This window comes from Pseudomonas zeae (assembly GCF_014268485.2).
Lineage (GTDB): Bacteria > Pseudomonadota > Gammaproteobacteria > Pseudomonadales > Pseudomonadaceae > Aquipseudomonas > Aquipseudomonas neuropathica.
The window spans coordinates 5,455,694-5,474,551 of record NZ_CP077090.1 but is presented as its reverse complement, the minus strand read 5'-3'; the positions used below and the strand labels follow the sequence as shown (position 1 = coordinate 5,474,551).

The following is an 18,858-nucleotide window of genomic DNA, read 5'->3' as shown; positions in this document are numbered from 1 at the left end:
CGAGTACGCGTTCATGTTCCCGATGACACCCATCGCGGCTGCGCTTGCGCTGTTGTTTTGTGCCAGCGCAGCTGTGGCTTCCAACTCCACCGGCACCACACCACGCAGTCTGCTGGCGCAGGCCAAGGGTTTGCCGGCGGATTTCGAGGAGCATTTCTTTGATGTGCCGCTGGCGGTACGGGTCGAAGTCGATCAGCAACCACTGGGTGAGGCCATGGTGGTGTTGTCCCGCGACGATCGCCTCACCCTGCTCGAATTCACTGACACCAGCGAAAATCGTTTTGGCCCCGCCGAGCGGGAAAAATGGGCGAGCTATCTGAAACCCGGCGTGCCCTTGGGTGCGTGCAGCGGTTCCTGCCCGGACCAGTTTCTGGCGGTGCATTACAACCTGGAAAACTCGCTGGTCTCGATTCTCACCGAAAATGCCGAACGCGACGTTGAAGCCAAGCGTTACTTCGAACAGCCTGATGGTGGCAGTCATGGCTTGATGGTGCGTAACCAGCTCAACCTCAATGGCGGCCAGGATCAGGATCTCGGCGGGCGTTTCGGCCTCGAAGCCAGCTCAAGTCTGGGCAACTGGAGTCAGACACTGAATCTGCAAGTAGCCCGTCTCGGCGGTCCGGACGACAAGCTTTTTCACTCCGTTCAAGAGCTGCACACTCAGCGCGAACTGCAAGGCAGTTTTTTCCGCCTGGGCTATTTCACCCCCAATTCCGAAGGGCTGACGCGCCAGCCGCGCACGTTCGGCAGCAGTCCCGACACCGCCGTCGGCGTGATGTACGGCAGCTCCGACAGCCTGGCCATCAACAGCCCGATGCCCAGCGTTTATCCGATCTATGTCACCGCCAACCGCCAGGGTTCGGTGGAGATTTGGCGCGATGGCCTGCTGATCAATACCCAATCGGTGCCGGCCGGTTTGCAGACCCTCGACACCCGGCCGCTGCCCGGTGGCATTTATGAAGTGGAAGTCCGGCTGATCGAGGACGGCCAGATCACCTCCACTACTCAGGAGTTGGTGTACAAGCCCAACAACTGGCGCAACCTCGACGAGCGCTGGCGCTACAACGTCTTTGCCGGCGAAGAACAGAAACTGCTGAGCAACTGGGACACCCAGGCCAGCGGCAGCCCGACCGCAGGTGCCTCGCTGAATTACCTGTTGCATCCGCGCGTCATCCTCGGGCTGTCGGCGCGGCAGATTCGCGAAAAACTGCAATACGGCACGTCCATCGACTGGACCCTGGCCAATCACATCAGCCTCTACGCCAACGTCTACAAGACCGAGGATTACGGCACCGGTCTCGATCTGCAAAGCCTCTACAACTATGGCGCCGGCAGTCTTGTCGTCAGCCATAACCGCAGCTGGCTCGACACCACCAATACCTACGACACGTTGCCGGACGGCACCCGGGTGCGCCCGCGCAATGTGTTCATCGGCCAGACCAGCAATTCCTCGCTGGCGCTCAACCATCGCCTCAGCAGCAAGAGCTCGGTCAACGCGCGGGTCTCGCACAGCGAGGGCAATGTCGAAGGCATGGGCGTCGATCTGGGCTGGACCCAGCGCACGATGGTGCTGGGCAGCGATGCCAGTTGGCGCCTGTCGATTTTTGATCGGCCGGGCAGTTTCAGCAGCGGCGATGCGCGCAATCGCGGGGTCGACCTGAGCATCAACATGGCGCTCGGCGCCCCCGGTCAGCAGATCAGCGGCAGTATCGGCTCACGCACGGCCCGTGACGGTGCGCGTGACAACAACGCCTCGCTCGGCTGGCGCAAGGATTTCCGGGATCACGTCTTGCAGAACGTGTCGGTCACGGCACTCACCGACACCTACGGGGTGGGCGTCGCCAGCCTGGCCAACTTCCGCACCGACGCGGTCAATGGTGACGGCTTTATTCAGCGCTCCTCCTACAACGGCAATTTCACCGGCGGCCTCAACCTCGACAGCACGCTGGTGGTCGGTGCGCAGCAGATGCTCATGACCAGTCAGACCGAAGTGCGTGGCGCCGGGCTGATTGTCGATGTCGAGTCGGACATCGAGGACATCGTCCTGCGGGCCGACGATTTCAGCGGTGGCGGTGCGGCGTTGAAGCCGGGGCGCAATTTCATCCCGATCACCGCGTACCAGAACAGCTCGGTGAGTTTCGACTTTGAGGGCAACCACGTGCCGGCCGCGTCCATCGAACCGCCGCGCACCCGCTATCACCTGAACAAGGGCGGCGTGGAGTACCGCAAGGTCCGCGTGATGAAAACCATGACCGTGCTCGGCCGACTGGTGGATGGCCAGGGACGGCCGCTCAAGGGCCACCACGTGATCAACCACGCCAGCCGTGGGGTGAGCGAAGTCGACGGGTTCTTCTCGATGGAAATGAACGCCGGCTCACCGACCCTGGAAGTGCGTCAGGGCAACCAGTTGCTCTGCCAGTTCCGCCTCAACGAGTCCGACCATCGCAGCGAAAACAATGTGCTGATGATCGGCGATCTGCGCTGCACGCCGGACACCCTCGCTGACGCCACCTCCACCGAACAGAAGGCAGGTTGATCTTATGAAAATGATGACAGGTGGTTGTGCGCTGGCATTGGCGCTGGGTGTGTCCTCGGCGCAGGCGGCCAGCCACGAGATCCGCGCGTTGTTTCAGCCCGACTCTTCGCAGCCGGGCAAGAACGTATTCGTCAACAAAACCCCCAACAGCGGTTACTGCGCCACTTACCCGGATCAATGCGCGGAAAACTCGATGTTCAGCATTCAGACGCCGGTCCGGTTCAACTCCACCCTGACCCTTCCGCCCAATTGGGGCGTCGGCATAAAGGTGCCCGCCAATTGGCGCCGATTGACAGTAACCAATACCGATACGATGGAAACGGAAACCGTGGAAGTGCGTATTACGGGCGTCGGTTCCAAATACGTCCTGAGCCAGCCGGCCCACGAACTGGTCGGAGTGAGCGATCCATTGGACGGCCATCAACGGCTCTGGGAAGGCAGCAGTTGGGTGTATGCGTCCCCGCCGTGCCTGTACAGCGGCGTCGGCGCTTACTCCCCGACCGACTACCGGTTTTTCTGGAAAACCCCCGTCGAAGACTTCTGCGTCAAAAAGACCCTGGCGACCATTCCGTCCATGTACTTCGATACCCTCGACTTCGCCTATGAACTGCGCACGCCAAATCCGTTGGGCATGTCATCGGGCCTTTACACCGGGTCACTGAGCTACCGCCTGGGCAATGGCGGCGATTTCGATATGGGCCAGAGTTTTCAACCTGATGACTCCAACCTGACCCTCGACTTCGTACTGGACGTTCAGCACACCCTAAAAGTCGATCTCCCGCCGGGTGGCAACAAAGTGTCGCTGGAACCCGAAGGCGGATGGGCGCCGTGGATCGACAGCGGGCGCAAGCCGTCGCGGATCTTCCGCGACCAACCGTTCTTCATCTCGGCATCTTCGCGCTTCAAGGTGATGATGCTATGCAGTTCCCAGGGCGCGGCGTACTGCAACCTCGGCAGCCCTTCGGGCGATTCCGTTCAGGTCAAGGTCTCGATGTCCTTGCCTGCGGGAATCGACGGCCCCGGCGGTGGCCCCGTCAGCAAAATTCCACTGCATTTCAACAGTTGGATGGGGCCGTTCCAGCCAAACATGTACGTAGAGCGCAAGGGCGGCACGCTGCATTTCGAGCTGGACCCGTTTGCGATCGAATTCCTCCTGCGCCCCGGCAAGAACGACCGGCTGCGCGGCAACATCACCATTATCTGGGACTCGGATGCGTGAGCGCTCCAGTCCGGCCCTTTTCGATTTTCATGGAGTTGAACGCGATGAAACGTGGTTTTCTGCTGGGCGTGCTCAGCGTGTGTTGCCTGACGGCGCAGGCCGGCCCGCAAATCAACGTCGGCACCGTCTACGACTATCTCGACGCTGATAAAAGTACTTACCTGAAACGCGTATTCAACAGCGGCGATGCCACGGCCTTCGTCAAAGTCAATGTGCTGGAGATCATCTACGGCGCCGATGGTGTGCCGCAGGAAGTGCCCGTGCAAAACGCGGCCGACGGCGCTTCACGCAATGGCGTGATGGCCAGTCCGGCGCGGCTGATCGTGCCCGCGCAGGGCATGCAGGGTACGCGTTTGCTGTACATGGGCGAGCGCGATCGCGAGCGCTATTTCCGCGTGCGCTTCGTCCCGGTGGTGCCGGAAAAGGAAGACGAGTTCGTGGTCAGCAGCGAGGAGCGCGAAGACTACAAAAACTCGCTTTCAGCCGGGGTCAACGTAATGACCGGGTTCGGCACGATCTTCTTTGTGCGGCCGAAGGACGCGCGTTTTGCCACCGTCATCAATGACACCGAAAAACGCTATGAACTGCGTAACGATGGCAACACCGTGCTGATTGTCGATGAGTTCAAGAGCTGTTCACTGAGCAAGGAAAGCGACTGCGGCGCGACCACCAAACACCATGTGCTGGCGGGCAAGACCTTTGCCTTCGACAAGGAAAAGGGCCGCGAATACCGCTTCTTTCTGATCGAAGGCAGCGAGAAAAAAAGCATGAAGACCGCCAGTCGCTAGGTTTGTTTTCCATTGACCCATCGGGTAACCAACATGATCAAGCAATGCACCGCCGCCGCGCTGGTGGTCGCCACTGCGCTGACCGGCGCCGGGGCGTGGGCCGCGCGCGAAGAGCACACCTTCGAAGTGTCCCTGACCATTCCCAGCCGCCCGTTCTACATCATTCCGGCAGAACCGGACTGGATTCACCGGCCACAGCGGCTTGAGTGGGACTATCAGCGCTCGACCCTCAGCGGGCTGATGCGCAATTTCGATGTGCACCATGACAGCAGCGCGATCGAAGCGCGTTTGGTCTTTGACCCCTATCTGGATAATGGCCGCCCCGGCGGAGTGATCGATCTGCGGGTCTCTTTCAATGATGTCGAGCTGAGTTCGCACGCCACTCCGCGCCAGGTGCTGTCCGAGGAAGAAGCCGCCAGGAGCAAACGCGTGGCGTTGAAGATCGATCCGATCGAGCCGGAAGGGGGGTATCTCTCCGGGGATTACCAAGGCACGGTGGTGCTGATGTTCACCGCCAGGGCGCCGGGGGCAGAATGAGCGCGGTTTGGCCTGACCCAGAGCACGCAAGCCCGGTACTGCTCGAGCAATATCGGTATGCCCCCGGCATTTGTAAGCGGTCAAGTCGCCGGGCAGTGCGGCCAGTCTTTGTCGGGGCTGGCCGGGTTGTAAATCGTCGTAGTCAGAGACCGGCCCTGGCCATGGCTTCACGGGTCAGTTTTCTGGAAAGCGCTTTGCGCTCATAAGCGATTTTTTCGATCAAGGATTTGTAAAACTGCTCGCTCATGGCGTCGCCGCTGAACACTTCTGCCTGGGAAGCACCCAACAGATCGACGAGCCTTTCCATTTTTCGTATCAGCTCATTCAGGGGTGTCTGAGGGACGGAGCTGGCATACTCCGCCTGCGCGCTGCGCAGGTCTTCGAGCTGCGCTGATTTATCGTCGAACAAACGGTCATTGGCTTCGTACTCTTGCGGGTGGGTACGGTATAAATATTCCTCCCAGAAGTTTTCGGAGGTGAGGTTGATCATCCCGTTGACCAGTCCGTCACCCTGTTCGTCTTTGATGATTAACTTGTAGGCGGTCTCGATGTTTTCCGCAGAGACTCCGGAGACACGGGGGTACAGCATGCTTTCGGACTGCCAGGGCAGCCCCAGTTTCTCAGCCAGGCCTATCTCGAAAGCCAGATGGATTTCCACTTCGTCCGGCTCGGGGTTACCGGGGTCCATACGCTTTTGTTGCTTCTGATTTTTGTACTCGACCCCGGCTTCATCGGCAACCCGGTCCAGCCGGGCTGCGCTTTGTGCCAAACGGACCAGCCTGGTGTCCAGTTCGCTGGCTGAGGTCGACCCGGCATAGGCCTTCGATACCAGCACTTTCATTCCCAATGAGTTGAACAACTGGGCGCCGAGATCCCCGCAATCTTGCGGTGACACAATCTGCTTGAACAGTTTTTCTCGCAACCGGGCATCCAGTGCGGCCGCATCGACCATGTCCCAGACCCTTTGGGTCAAGCGTCTGCGACCGTGATCCGTTCTGTATTCGGCACTCTCTCGCTGCTTGCGGATCACACTGAAAAAACCGTCCGAATAGGGTTCGGCCATCAGGTCATGCCAGGAATCCTCACGATATTTGCTGAGTGATCCCGACGGACTGAAGTCAATGGAATCCTTCGGGAACAATCGCCAATAGCTCAACTCGTTTTCGGCGGCCGGAAAGGAATCCTGCACGAAAGAGAGGCCTACGGACTCTCGGTACTTGCCATAGCGTATGCGATCTTCCATGGACAAACGTTCCAGATCGAAGCGCGCTCGGCTCAGGATTTTGGCCTGAACGGATCCGGAAGTGACCTTGGGCAAGGTGTCGATTGGCGCCTCGCGCAGATCCAGAAAGAAACTTTGTGGTCGCTGTTTTTCGACACCCTTGACGTGAAACAAACCTTTCGGCCAGGTCTGGATTTTCGTTTTGGCCAGGCGCAGTTCAGTCAAGTGATCCATTTGCCCGACATCCGGTGGCTGAAGCAGGGGATTGCCGTTCAGGTCCAGCGTTCGCAGTTGATCCAGCCTGGCCAGGTCCTGGCTGGATTCGCCGGTCAGTGTAATGGCGTTATCGGCCAGATCCAGATCTCTGAGTTGGCGCATCAACCCGAGGATGGAGGGCATTTTTTTCAGCCCGCACTGGCGGGCGCTCAATTGGCGAAGGTCAGGGAAGTTACTCAGCAGAGCGCTGGGCTCCGGGGAAAGGCGCGCCCGGTCAAGTTTCAACGCGGTGATGCGATCAAAGTATTTCTTCATTTTCGGACGGCTGCGCAGGTCATTCCACCAGCGCTCGAGGTCGTGACCCAGAAACTCGGAAGACAAGTCCAGCGTATAGCCTTGCGCAGGATGCACGCTGCGCTCACCTGAAAACTCGCTTTGGCGATCAAAGCAATCAATCAGCCGTGTTGCAATAAATTGACCGCCTTCGTGCAAGTAGTCCGATGACAAGGGCATGTATTCTGATTCGGGGTCCGATTCGCGATACCTGTTACCCCAACTCGCCAGTTCTTCGTGCAATTCCTTACGATCGTTTTCAAGGCGCACGATGGCGTCGACGGGGTCGCCCTTGCGTGCCAATGCCTCGATGAACGCGGTTACTTCCCTTGCACTCATTTTGGGGTACAGGTCGCTGACTCTTTCCTCCGGTGTCGATCGACGGAAAAGCCGTGGCCAGCCGCGCACCAGGGTGGCAGTTTCAATGCTTGCCACCGGGCGAATGGGCGGTTCGGCCAGCACGGTCCGGCGCTCGGCCGCCGGCGCGGCTTTTTCCATGATCCAGCGTTTCAGTGCATGACTCTGGCCGCGTCGATGGCCCAGGACCGATTGGGTCTGTTCGGGCACCGCGCGCAGAAGCGATGTATAGAAGTCGTCGGCCTCATGCAGCTCGCGGTTGTTGCCGTCGAGCACGGCATAGCGCCCCTGTTCATCGCGGATCAGGCGTCGGACGCTGGTCGCATCCGGCGCTCCGGCACTGCAGCGCAAAGGCCCATCCCAAGTGCCGTCGCGGACTTCGATGAGCAGGTTGCTGAAGCTGTCAGTGTTGAATTTCAGAGTGTTGAGGGCCAGTCGTTCGGTGTCGACGGTGATCAGGTCATCGTGAAAAAAGCCGTCGTAGGCGCGGGCGGCGCTGGCTTCGAAATCCAGTTCCCGGGCCTGGTTTTTGAGGCGCAGAGGCAGGCGTTGTTCGTCCGCGACTCTTTGCAATTCGGCCCGGCTGGCCTGGGCCACGACTTCCTCCGCCAGCACGACCGGAAGTTTTGGAAAGGTCTGTTTGACCACGCGGATGTCGGCGTTTGCGGAGCGTTCACCGGCCAGGTAAATATGATGCGCGACGGCGCTGCGACGCTCGTCCACCGCGTCCGCGAGCCGATTGCGCAAGCGGGCGATACGTTCGTCGCGGGCGGCGGCGTGACCGGTCAGATTATTCAGATCTTCGCCACCGAGAAAGTCCACCACCCGCTCCGCCAGCCGGCCAGTATTGAGATCGGCCTGGCTGATGCGCAACGTCTCCGCCGGCGCAGCCTGCGGATTGCCGTACTTGCGCGAGTAACCACTCAGGCTGGCATCGGCAAACACCTCCAGCGCTTTGCTGTAAGGCCAGCCCGGCAAACCGGTCAACACCGGTTCCAGCCAGACGGCCTGTGGATCGATAGGGCGGCCCGCGCGGATGTCGGCAGTCGCCGTGAGTACATCGTCGTAGGCGCTGAAGCGCTTGACTGTGTCGGCCAACAGCGGCGGAGGCGGGCTGTTGTCGATATGCATCTGACGCAGGGCGTCGTGATCGGTGCCGCTGCCGATGCGGATCTGCTCAAGTTCTGCGGGCGAAAAGCGTTCGACGCTGTGGCCCAGTCGTCGCATCAGCGCGTCATTCGGCCAGTTGTGCGGGGTCTCCGCTTCATGCACCCAGGCGCCGTGGCCGTTGTGTTCGATTTTCGGTCGGTAGGCGTTGGCGCGGCTCGGGTGCTTGATACGGTGGGTGTTGGACGTCGCATCAGTCGTGGCCTTTTCGACGACATACAGCTTACCTTCCAGCGGCAGGACGTGTTCGTTGCGGTACTGATGCAGGCCATGGCGATCGGGTTTGGCGCCGGGCGAGAGCATCAGTTCATTGCGCTCGTAGGGACTCAGGTCCGGGTGCCATAAGCTGTTTTTGCCATTGGGCAGCCTGACCGGTTTCATGCCGTCTACCAGCGACGACAGTTTGACGCGAAAGGTTTTGCCGATCTGCGCGCCGGCGGCGAAGGCGGCCAACTGAATGATGTCGGTGACCACACTGATGACATGCCCGGCAGCGTCCTGCCAAAGCCCTTCGGCCAGATCAACGATGCCTTCGATCACATCGCTGGTCAGCTGGTAGGCCGTGTAGGCCATCATCAATTCGCCCAGCCCCGGCACGAATGGTGTGGCGATCAACAGCGCCACGTTGAAAATGTCCGAAAGGATTTTCTTGAAGTTGTCCCACCACGCCCAGCGCGCCTTGCTGTCGGTGTCGGCGGTGGAGACGGCGATCTCCCGGGCGTCGTTGAGGATCTTGTTGAGCTTTTGCTGATAGGCGTGGCGCCAGTAATCGCCCTGCAATTTCACCCGACCGAACTGCAGGTTGGGATTGTCCAGCGGGTCCTTGCGCCACGGTGGTTGCTGATCGGTGGGATCCTGACGCGGGTGATACCTGACAATGAACAGGCGTTGCTCAAGCTCGGCAAAGAAATGCCCGCGCTGCTGATGGTCGACAAACTGGCTGAAGAACTGACGGTAGGTCTGTTCGGTCCACTCGCTGAATCGGTCTTCACGAAGCTGGCGCACCAACTCCTCCCGGAAGGCTTTCAGAGAGTTGTACTCCTTGACCGGGTGATCCGGGTCGTGGGGAATGTAGACGATCAGGCGTCGAACGCCGCGGCTGTCCGACGCCGCGTGCGTCAGCAGCAGAATCCCGGTCAGCCGGGTGCCTAGCAGTGACAGGTCAGCGCACTGCATCGCGCGGCCATTGAGCAGCAGTTGCGGTTTTTCCTCGGTCAGGCTCAAGAGCATTTTGTAGGCGTCGTACTGGATATCGTCCTTGACCAGGGCCAAATGTGCGGCGACGGCGAGGGCGTCCTTCTGACTCTGGTTGACCTTGTACTGCAGCACGCTCTCGGCCAGCGGTTCGCCGGGCAGCAGGTAACTTTCCAGGTGTTTTTTATACCGCGCGCCGATATCCAGATCGCGGCACAGCGCCTGAAACTGGCTGATGGGCATGGCGCTTTTGATCGGTACGACATCGAACAGACCGCGCTCATCGGGCTCGCTGATGTAGTCCGAGCCATGGTCGACCGTTTCACTGCTGGCGAAATTGTGCAGGGCGGCATCCAGCAGCGAGACGGTGCGGGTCACGACGCCTGCGGAAAGGTCGATGGCGTACCACGGTTTGTCCTTGGGCAGGTACAGGCGCAGAAAGGTGCTTTTGACGTCCGGCTCGATGCCGTGCCGCTCCTTGATTTTTGCCTTGAGCAGCGGCTCGGCGAAGGCATGGAGATCGATTTTCGCCAAGAGATGATCAACCTGGTTCTGCGATCCCCAGGCCTTGAGGTTGGCCGCAGCGAGTTTGTTCAGATACGCGGAAGGTGCTTTGGTGTACCAGGCTTCGTTCTTCAGTGGCGAAACTGCCAAGGCGAGGCTCCGGGTGACGGTGGCGCTTTTGAAGTTGTCGTTGACGGCGGACTTGATGAATTCGTAGTGCCGTCCTTTGTCCGCGTTTTCCGCAGGCAGGGGAGAGAGAGACATGGCCAATCATCCTTGATTGTTGAGGAGTGATCAGCCTACTCAGGGCAGGGCAAAACAAAAGTTCAAAGATCGGGAGGCAAACGGCTTTGCGCAGCGCCAATTCGACGAAAATTCGAATCTGAAAAATATATAAATACCACCCGCTGAAGCGAAAATTCGTCACCCTGATGCAGAAAAAGCCGACACGATTTGTTACCTCGCTGTAGGGCGCGGCGCTTCGAGCATCGCCACGCTGGCGGTCTGCGTCGGGTTGCACTGTGAGTCGCTGCCCGGTTGCAGATACGGCGTCAGAATCGGCGCCATGCCCTTGAGCACCTGCACTGGCAGGGCCGAGGTGAACTTGAAGTTCTCTGCCGAACGCCCCGGAACGAACGCGGTGAGGGTGCCGAAGTGGTGATCGCCGATGTAGAAAACGAACGTCGCCGTGCGGTTGATCGACTTCGAACTGAGGATGCGTCCGCCCGAACCGATGGCTTCGATCCGGTTGTCGCCGGTCCCGGTTTTGCCACCCATGGCCAGTGGGCTGCCATCAGCCAGTTTGAAACTGCCGGAAACACGTTTTGCCGTGCCGGCGTCGACCACTTGCGACAGTGCCTCGCGCATGGCTGTGGCGACCTCGGACGGCATCACTCGTTTACCCACGTGCGGGTCATTGACCAGTTGCGTTTCGTAAGGCGTGCCGGCGGCGAAATGCAGGCTGTCGATGCGCAGCGTCGGCATGCGCACGCCGTCATTGAGGATGGTGCCGATCAACTCGGCCAGTGCGGCAGGGCGGTCACCGGAGCTGCCAATCGCGGTGGCCAGCGACGGCACCAGATGGTCGAACGGGTAGCCGACTTTCTGCCAGCGCTGGTGAATTTCGAGGAACGCTTCAATCTCGAGCATGGTGCGAATACGGCTGTCGCGGGCGCCCTTGTGCTTGCTCTTGAACAGCCAGCTGTAGACTTCCTGACGTTCGAAGTGGCTGGCCTTGACGATCTCGCTGAAGGTCGCGTCCGGGTGGTTCAACAAGTAGCCCATCATCCACAGGTCCAGCGGATGCACCTTGGCGATGAAGCCTTGATCGGGCAAATCGTAACTGCCGGGACCATAGGAATCGTAGAGGCGGATCAGGCGATCATCGGTGAGTTTTTCGGTGAGCTTGGTGCCTTTGAGGTGCGAGCGGACGAACGTGTTGAAGTCTTCCTGGCTGGCATCGGGCAGCAGGTAGCGATGCACGGCGGCCATGCGGATCGGTGTCGGGCGCATGCTGTCGAGGAAGGTGTCGAGACGCGCCTGTGTGTCTTTGTTCCTGTATTTTTTCCAGAACTTGAGCTGGAACGCCGTGCCTTCGCGGTCGGCGAAACTTGCCAGGTATTCCTGCCGGCGCGGATCGCGATCGTCCTTGAGCAGTTCGGCACTGCTGTTGGGCCCTGAATAAGTGACATAACGCACCACATCGCGCATCAGCCGAATGAACGGCAGGTTGATCGATTCACGCAGGGCATCGCGCAGGGTCGGTATGCGGCCGTTGTCTTCCTTGCGGAAGTTGTGGAACACATGCAGGCCGCCGCCGGTGAAAAACGCCTCGCCGGGGCTGGCCGAGTATTTGCGGTCGAGGGCTGCGCCGAGCATCTTCGACAGGTCGTGATCCTTGTTCTGGATCAGGTAATCGATGACCCACTGGCTCAAGCGGTCCTGATCGGGGACTTCGACTTTCTTCAGTTCCGGCACGCTCATGGCGCCGTACTTGTCGTGCAGTTCGGCGATGATTTGCAGGTAAGTGGTGAGCACGCGCATTTTCGCGGTGGAGCCGAGTTCGAGTTTGCTGCCTTCGTTGATATCGAACGGCTGGTCGGTGCTATCGGTCTGCACCCGCACGCGGGAACCGTCCGGGGTCAGTTCGAAGAGGGTAAAGCTGTAGCGCACTTGCGTGGTGCTGGTCGGGGTCAGCAAACGTTCACCGAGCAAGCCGATTTCGGCGGCGTAGGCCGGGTCGGCGAGTTTCTTCAGGTAAGCGGTGGCCTGGGTTTGCAGGTCGCCCTGCAGGGTGCTGGTGGCCGAGAGGTCGAGGCGGTCGAGGTCGTACAGCGGCCGGTTGAGCATGCTCGCCAGACGACTGCGGGCGACGCTGATGCCCTTGTTGGTTTCGATCGGCTGAAGGGTCGGCTGGGTCTGCCAGTCGCGGTAGGTGACCTTGCTGGTCAGCGCGGCATCGGCCAGGGCGTTGTCGATCACACCGTTCTGTTTGAGCAGGCGCAAATGGCTGTCGGTGAGGTCGGCAAGCTCTTCGCGGCCCTTGGTCAGGTAATGCGAAGGGCGGCGCTGGGCGATCATCAGCGACAACATCTCGCGCAGGGCCAAACCTTTGGCAGCCATGGTCTTCGCATCGGTGGCCGGGCTGTTCAGTTGTTCGTTGGCCTGGTTGAAGTCACTGCCGTACCAGACGCGCAGGCCTTCGGCCATGCCATGCACTTCGCCATGCCCCGGCACCGCCGACAGCGGCACGCTGTTGAGGTAGTCACGCACGATGTTCTGCCGTGCCCCGAGGGTTTGCGGGCCGGGCTGATAGGCGCGCACGCTGGCCGACATCATCTGCCGCAGTTTCTCGGCACCGGACACCGTCAGGCCATCCGGGGAATGCCGGTACTTTTCCAATTGCGTGGCTAACGTACTGCCACCCGCCGACTGGCCCGGCAGGCGCAGCAATTTCGCCACTTGTGACCACGCGGCCATGCCGAAGCGCGGCCAGTCCACCGCCGGGTTGGCCAGCGGCTGTTTCGGGTCGAGCAGGAAGCGGTTTTCGATGAATAACAGGCTGCTGACCACCACCGGCGGGATGGATTCGAAACTTGAATACAGCTGTTGTGGGTAGTTGTACTTGTACAACGGTGCGGCGCGGCAATCGGTGATCGACAGTCCGGCCTGAATCTTTTCCGAATACGGCACGAACAGGCCCTTGTCGGTGTAGCTGAGCAGTGCCGGGGAAAACCGCGCCTGTTCGGTGATGACGTAGTTGCGTTTGAGCAGGCGCGGCAGGAATTCATCCAGCGAGCTGTAACCCAGGCGCAGATCGAACGGGCCATTGCCCGGATAACGAATGGCTTCGCTGGGGCCGGGTTCGAGGGTGTACGTCAGTGACGCGGCGTATTGGCTGAGCTCACGCGCCTGGAAGCGCGAAGTGCGCATTTCCTTGGACGCAGCCAGCCCCACGACGATCGCGATAATCACCAGCAACAACCAGAAAGCCTTCCACCCATGCCGGTTGCGGCGGGTTTTTTCAGGGACAGGCGCTTCATCCACTCGTTCAGTCGGAACCACGGCTTTACTCGAATCGGTTTGCCACAAAGCGCCCATAGTCGATTGATCCATTCACGCAGATTGATCGGACTTGTCTGAAGCTTAGACGGTGGTTGGGGCTGGTGAAAAAAATGTGCGATCGGAGGCCGGCTGGCAGCCCCGGCACGGAGAGTGCGGTGCGACGTGGCGCTTTGAGAAACCGCGAATCAAGAAAACACACATGTAACTTTTTAGTGAAGGTTATTTATATGAATGTAAGTTGCTAAAGTCTGGTAGTACTCATGGGCTTCGCCTGTTGAATGTTTTGTTGTTAACTCGGACTTCAATTTTATTTGTCTGGGATGAAGTTATGTTGGAATCTCGTGGTCAGGTTTTCAGTATTGCCGAGCATGTTGATATTGTTAAGGCCGCAACGCCGTCAGCACTGTTGGGTATGTCAAAAGAAAACCTTGAGATGTTAAAGACGTTTGATGCCGATGCGCCACAATGGTTAAAGATTGCGTCGCCGAAACAACGCGAAGAAGCGCGACACCTGATCGAAGAAAGTGTCGCGGCGCATACGTTGCTGAATAGCGCCATGGCCTCCGTGCAAACACCTCATGAATTCGCCGCGCCATTGCTGGCAAAGGCCATCAAGGAAAGCGCCGGGCTGGATCTGGACGTCAATCGGGTACAGGTGGATTTGTCCGGTAAAAGTGATTTTCACAGCTCGCAAGTTCCACCCGCTTCGCTGCTTGACGCCGCCCTGCATAACCATTCGCCTGAAAAAAAGGCGATGTTCTTTTTCAAGCCGAATTGCTATGTGACAGTTTCAGGTGGAAAGACAGTCGACGTCGGACTTGATGTTCATGAGTTCATCGGGTTATGCAGGCAACTGGATATCGGCAAACAGTATCAGGATTATTTGCATAATGAACTTCATTGGGCTGACGGCAATGCTCGCGACAAACTGAATAAGCTGTTCGTCAATTACCAGAAAGCAGCACTGAGGGCTGCGAGTTATATTGCCTTATGTAAGGGTGATATTCGCCCGGAACATTTTGCAGCGTTGATGTCGAGTGCAGCAGGGCAGGAACCTGTTCACGTCAACGGTAAGACGCTGTGGTATCGCAGCTTGAGTTTCAATGAGTTGCCCGTACACAGCTGTATCATTTTCGAGATCGCCGATCCGGACGATGAAAGCATTCTGGATGACCTGCTGCCGACCGTTGACGGTTTCGCCAATAACGATTTCATCGCCTACATTCCCGACGACCCCGATCATCCCGTAAAGCACTACGCCACAGTGACGGCACTCAAGGCCCGATTGACCGAACAGTTCGTGCGCCGCGCTGAAAGTGACTCACCCAAGGCGCCAACGGCCTATCAGCATTTCTTCAGCCGGTTCTTGCGTTACAGGGATCGGTCGACGTTCTACTACAGCTTTACCGAAGAGATTCCAACGGCGTCAGGCAAGCCGCGGCTATGGGATCATCAAACCCGTCGGCAAAAGCATGATCCCGATTTTCTTCTGCAGCTCAGGGTGCTGGACCCTTCAGGTGATCCCTGGGTCCAGCACTATGACATCTGGACAACATTGCAGCGGGAGTTCAACCAGCGGATTTTCAGCGATGCCCGCGACGCTGCCGTGTCCAATGCCGATGCCGATGTGCGGGATGAGCAATCCTTGCTCGCGATATTCCTCGAAGTCGGCCTGGCCGCGCTGAATGTACTGTCTTTTGCCGTACCTCCATTGGGCTTGGTCATGCTCGGAGTGTCCGCCGTGCAACTGATGGACGAAGTGCTGGAAGGGCTTGAAGATCTCAGCAAGGGCGATAGGGAAGCCGGTTGGGAACACATCACCGACGTGCTGGAAAACATCGGCATTGGTGTGGCGACGCTGCCGTTGCTGGCCGGCGTTCATTCGGAATTCACGCCGATTGAAATGCCCGGTGGACAGAAGCGTTTGTGGAAGCCTGACCTTGTACCCTATCGAAGCGATGTGTCGTTGGCAGACGTGGAACCTGATCCACAGAATCAGTTTGCGGTCGGCGCCAGACACTATGTGAAGGTCGAGGACGGCGTCTTCGAGAAAGTCATCGAACCGGCCACCGGGCAATCGAGAATTCTGCACCCGAACAAACCGCAGGCTTATCAGCCGATTGTTGAACAAGATGGCGCCGGCGAATGGCAGCATGCCTTGCCGCCGCCTTCGACATCAGTCGAACCGACACCGGCCGGGTTCAGTAACAGGCAGTTTCGTCGCTATGCCGTCAAACCATCCGAACTCGCGCGTCTCAGCCCGGCAGGCAAAGGCATCTTGCAAAGTGCTGATGGACTGCGCCGTTATATCCGCAATATAGATGAGCGTGGCAAGGTCGCGGTGTACCGGGTCAAGAATGATTTCACCCTGAACGCGGAAAGTGTCGACGTCCTCCTCGTCGATTCGGCTTTCAACGAACTTGCGCCTCGCAGATACCGGCAAGTGGCGCCGGATCAATGGCAACCGCAGTCGCTGTTCGGCGGCAATATTACCGATGATCTGCATGAAACGGACGTTGTCAGCGGACAGCAGCCAGGTACCTCCGGCAGACCCGTTTGGCTGCGCCCGCCTTTCAGCCGCGAACTTTTGCCCAACGGCCTGTGGGAGCCTCGGATCGAAGTGGTGACGCTCAACGATGTTCGCCATCTTTCCTATGATTGGGGGCCATTTGAATTCGTCCCTTTCACGGGCAGGCCGACGAATATTCTTCAGGCCCTGGCCGCCCCACAATTCGATCATCTTCCTGTCAGCACTGATCTTTTCAAGTCGCAGTTCTGGTCGGATGTCCTCAACGTAGACCCGCAAATGACCAATACCCAAGGAGGAGGGCAGATGATTTTTTCCATGCAACGGATGACCACGTCCGGCGCGGTGGAGAGTGAGTTCAATGCCATCAGCGTGTGGAGCACCCCTAACGAACTGCCACATCAGAGCAATGCGTTGTTGGGGTATTGGGCTCCTCAGGGAGGATACGTGGACATACCCGTTCACCCGCGATGGGGTGAGCCCGATCATGTGTTTACGCCCGGGTTCAGCGGCTGCTCTTTTACCGTGGATCAGATGGGGGAAAATGTCCTGCGCGTCAGACACGTGGAAGCGGGCAAAGAGGCTGCTCAATACAACGATCTACCCGACCACGCACATGGTTGGGGGTTGAGTACCGCCATGGAGTTTCCGGATTACGGGTTGCGTAATGATGAAAGCGGCAACGCGTATATGATTCTGACGGGGTTCGCCTACATGAAATATGAGCGGACGACGGGTGAATGGATGCTTCACTACCAAGCCCAGTACGGTGCCCCGACCATTGCACAATATTCCGTTAAAGATCCCGGTTTTTTTGACAAGCCAACCCGACAGGCGAAAGCCTTTCCTCAGAACAAGATCATCAGAACCGGTTCCAAAGTCGTGAAAACCGTGACCGACCCAGCGCGGCAAAGCAGCGCGGCCTGATAGCGGATTCCTCTGGATAAAAAACGCACGTTGAAAAGACGATGCACCAAGGTTGTGCAATACTCGCCACCGCTTTTAGTGGCGAGTTTTCCTACAGCTACCAGTTGATCTGCTCGATCAACTGCCTTCTTTGCGGTAACTCCCCCTTAATCTTGTGATTTATAGAGTGAAATGCCCTGCCAAAGGCTTTTTATACTGCACGTCCCGCTGATCTTGCAGGCTGTCCTGCAAGACGTGTCTGCTCACAAAGCAGGCGCGGTTTCATTTCAAGCCAGGGCTTATCGGCCGATGCTTCGACACTCGGTGGTCATATCCAATAACAAGACGAGGTTGCACCCCTATGCCAGTCGGCAATCAACTGCCTCACGGCGACACCGCTCAGGGCGGTCCGCTCAAACGCGAACTCGGCGAACGGCATATTCGCCTGATGGCACTCGGTGCCTGTATCGGCGTCGGTCTGTTTTTAGGTTCCGCCAAGGCCATCGAAATGGCCGGCCCGGCGATCATGCTGTCGTACATTCTGGGTGGTCTGGCGATCCTGGTGATCATGCGCGCTCTCGGTGAGATGGCCGTGCACAACCCGGTCGCCGGCTCGTTCAGCCGTTACGCGCAAGACTACCTCGGTCCGTTGGCGGGCTTCCTCACGGGCTGGAATTACTGGTTCCTGTGGCTGGTGACCTGCGTCGCGGAAATCACCGCAGTGGCCGTGTACATGGGCATCTGGTTTCCCGATGTACCGCGCTGGATCTGGGCCCTCGCGGCGCTGGTCAGCATGGGTTCGGTCAACCTGATCGCGGTAAAGGCCTTCGGTGAGTTCGAATTCTGGTTCGCCCTGATCAAGATCGTCACCATCATTGCGATGGTGATCGGCGGCGTCGGCATCATCGCCTTCGGGTTCGGCAATGACGGCGTGGCACTGGGGATTTCCAACCTGTGGGCCCACGGCGGCTTCATGCCCAACGGCGTGACCGGCGTGCTGATGTCCCTGCAAATGGTCATGTTCGCCTACCTCGGCGTGGAGATGATCGGCCTGACCGCCGGTGAAGCGAAGAACCCGCAGAAGACCATTCCCGATGCGATCGGCTCGGTGTTCTGGCGGATTTTGCTGTTCTACGTCGGTGCACTGTTCGTGATTCTGTCGATCTACCCGTGGAACGAAATCGGCACCCAGGGCAGTCCGTTCGTGATGACTTTCGAGCGTCTGGGCATCAAGACTGCCGCCGGCATCATCAACTTCGTGGTGATCACCGCAGCGTTGTCGTCGTGCAACGGCGGTATCTTCAGCACCGGACGCATGCTCTACAGTCTGGCGCAGAACGGCCAGGCACCGGCCGGTTTTGCCAAGACTTCGAATAACGGTGTACCGCGTCGTGCGCTGTTGCTGTCGATCGGTGCGTTGTTGCTGGGCGTGCTGCTCAACTATCTGGTGCCGGAAAAAGTCTTTGTCTGGGTGACCTCGATTGCCACCTTCGGCGCGATCTGGACCTGGGTGATGATCCTGCTGGCGCAACTGAAATTCCGCAGAGGCCTGAGCGCCAGCGAACGTGCCGGCCTCAAGTACAAGATGTGGCTGTACCCGGTCAGCTCGTACTTTGCGCTAGCGTTTCTGGTGCTGGTGGTCGGCCTGATGGCGTACTTCCCGGACACGCGCGTGGCGCTGTATGTGGGCCCGGCGTTCCTGGTGCTGCTAACGGTGTTGTTCTACGTGTTCAAGCTGCAACCGAGCAACGTAGCGCAAGGTGCGGTACGTTCGGCTTCGTAAGTTTT

At 58.8% G+C, this 18,858-nt stretch carries 8 protein-coding genes; 6 read left to right on the top strand and 2 right to left on the bottom strand.

The window, feature by feature from the left end:
- The first annotated feature begins 13 nt into the window (after window positions 1-13).
- The 4 genes from HU754_RS24080 to HU754_RS24065 are packed head-to-tail and all read left to right on the top strand — an operon-like array spanning window position 14 to window position 5,080.
- Window positions 14-2,536: a CS1-pili formation C-terminal domain-containing protein gene (locus HU754_RS24080; RefSeq protein WP_186622955.1), complete on the top strand. Its 2,523-nt coding sequence runs from the start codon at window positions 14-16 to the stop codon at window positions 2,534-2,536.
- Window positions 2,537-2,540: 4 nt separating this feature from the next.
- Window positions 2,541-3,755 carry a hypothetical protein gene (locus HU754_RS24075; RefSeq protein WP_186622946.1) on the top strand — a complete coding sequence of 405 codons (1,215 nt, stop codon included), beginning with the start codon at window positions 2,541-2,543 and terminating at the stop codon, window positions 3,753-3,755.
- A 44-nt stretch (window positions 3,756-3,799) separates the two neighbouring features.
- Window positions 3,800-4,543, top strand: a complete 744-nt coding sequence (locus tag HU754_RS24070; protein WP_093430612.1) for a pilus assembly protein — start codon at window positions 3,800-3,802, stop codon at window positions 4,541-4,543.
- Between the two features lie 33 nt (window positions 4,544-4,576).
- Window positions 4,577-5,080 carry a CS1 type fimbrial major subunit gene (locus tag HU754_RS24065; protein WP_186622944.1) on the top strand — a complete coding sequence of 168 codons (504 nt, stop codon included), beginning with the start codon at window positions 4,577-4,579 and terminating at the stop codon, window positions 5,078-5,080.
- Between the two features lie 142 nt (window positions 5,081-5,222).
- Here the strand turns inward: HU754_RS24065 and HU754_RS24060 are convergent, their stop codons facing one another.
- Window positions 5,223-10,337: a dermonecrotic toxin domain-containing protein gene (locus HU754_RS24060; protein ID WP_186622941.1), complete on the bottom strand. Its 5,115-nt coding sequence runs from the start codon at window positions 10,335-10,337 to the stop codon at window positions 5,223-5,225.
- Between the two features lie 192 nt (window positions 10,338-10,529).
- Entirely contained in the window at window positions 10,530-13,673 is a 3,144-nt protein-coding gene (locus HU754_RS24055) for a transglycosylase domain-containing protein (RefSeq protein WP_186622939.1), read from the bottom strand.
- A 292-nt stretch (window positions 13,674-13,965) separates the two neighbouring features.
- Here HU754_RS24055 and HU754_RS24050 point away from each other — a divergent pair, with 292 nt between their 5' ends.
- Both HU754_RS24050 and HU754_RS24045 read left to right on the top strand, forming a co-directional pair.
- Window positions 13,966-17,091, top strand: coding sequence for a dermonecrotic toxin domain-containing protein (locus HU754_RS24050; RefSeq protein WP_186622937.1), 3,126 nt, complete (start codon window positions 13,966-13,968; stop codon window positions 17,089-17,091).
- 340 nt (window positions 17,092-17,431) lie between these two features.
- Window positions 17,432-18,853, top strand: coding sequence for an amino acid permease (locus HU754_RS24045; RefSeq protein ID WP_186622935.1), 1,422 nt, complete (start codon window positions 17,432-17,434; stop codon window positions 18,851-18,853).
- Window positions 18,854-18,858: the final 5 nt, after the last annotated feature.

What these genes read in the sequence shown, in the direction of transcription:
- HU754_RS24070 (WP_093430612.1), top strand. Translation starts at nt 3,800, where the DNA reads ATGAAACGTGGTTTTCTGCTGGGCGTGCTCAGCGTGTGTTGCCTGACG.
- HU754_RS24060 (WP_186622941.1), bottom strand. Translation starts at nt 10,337, where the DNA reads ATGTCTCTCTCTCCCCTGCCTGCGGAAAACGCGGACAAAGGACGGCAC.
- HU754_RS24055 (WP_186622939.1), bottom strand. Translation starts at nt 13,673, where the DNA reads ATGGGCGCTTTGTGGCAAACCGATTCGAGTAAAGCCGTGGTTCCGACT.
- HU754_RS24080 (WP_186622955.1), top strand. Translation starts at nt 14, where the DNA reads ATGTTCCCGATGACACCCATCGCGGCTGCGCTTGCGCTGTTGTTTTGT.
- HU754_RS24065 (WP_186622944.1), top strand. Translation starts at nt 4,577, where the DNA reads ATGATCAAGCAATGCACCGCCGCCGCGCTGGTGGTCGCCACTGCGCTG.
- HU754_RS24050 (WP_186622937.1), top strand. Translation starts at nt 13,966, where the DNA reads ATGTTGGAATCTCGTGGTCAGGTTTTCAGTATTGCCGAGCATGTTGAT.
- HU754_RS24045 (WP_186622935.1), top strand. Translation starts at nt 17,432, where the DNA reads ATGCCAGTCGGCAATCAACTGCCTCACGGCGACACCGCTCAGGGCGGT.
- HU754_RS24075 (WP_186622946.1), top strand. Translation starts at nt 2,541, where the DNA reads ATGAAAATGATGACAGGTGGTTGTGCGCTGGCATTGGCGCTGGGTGTG.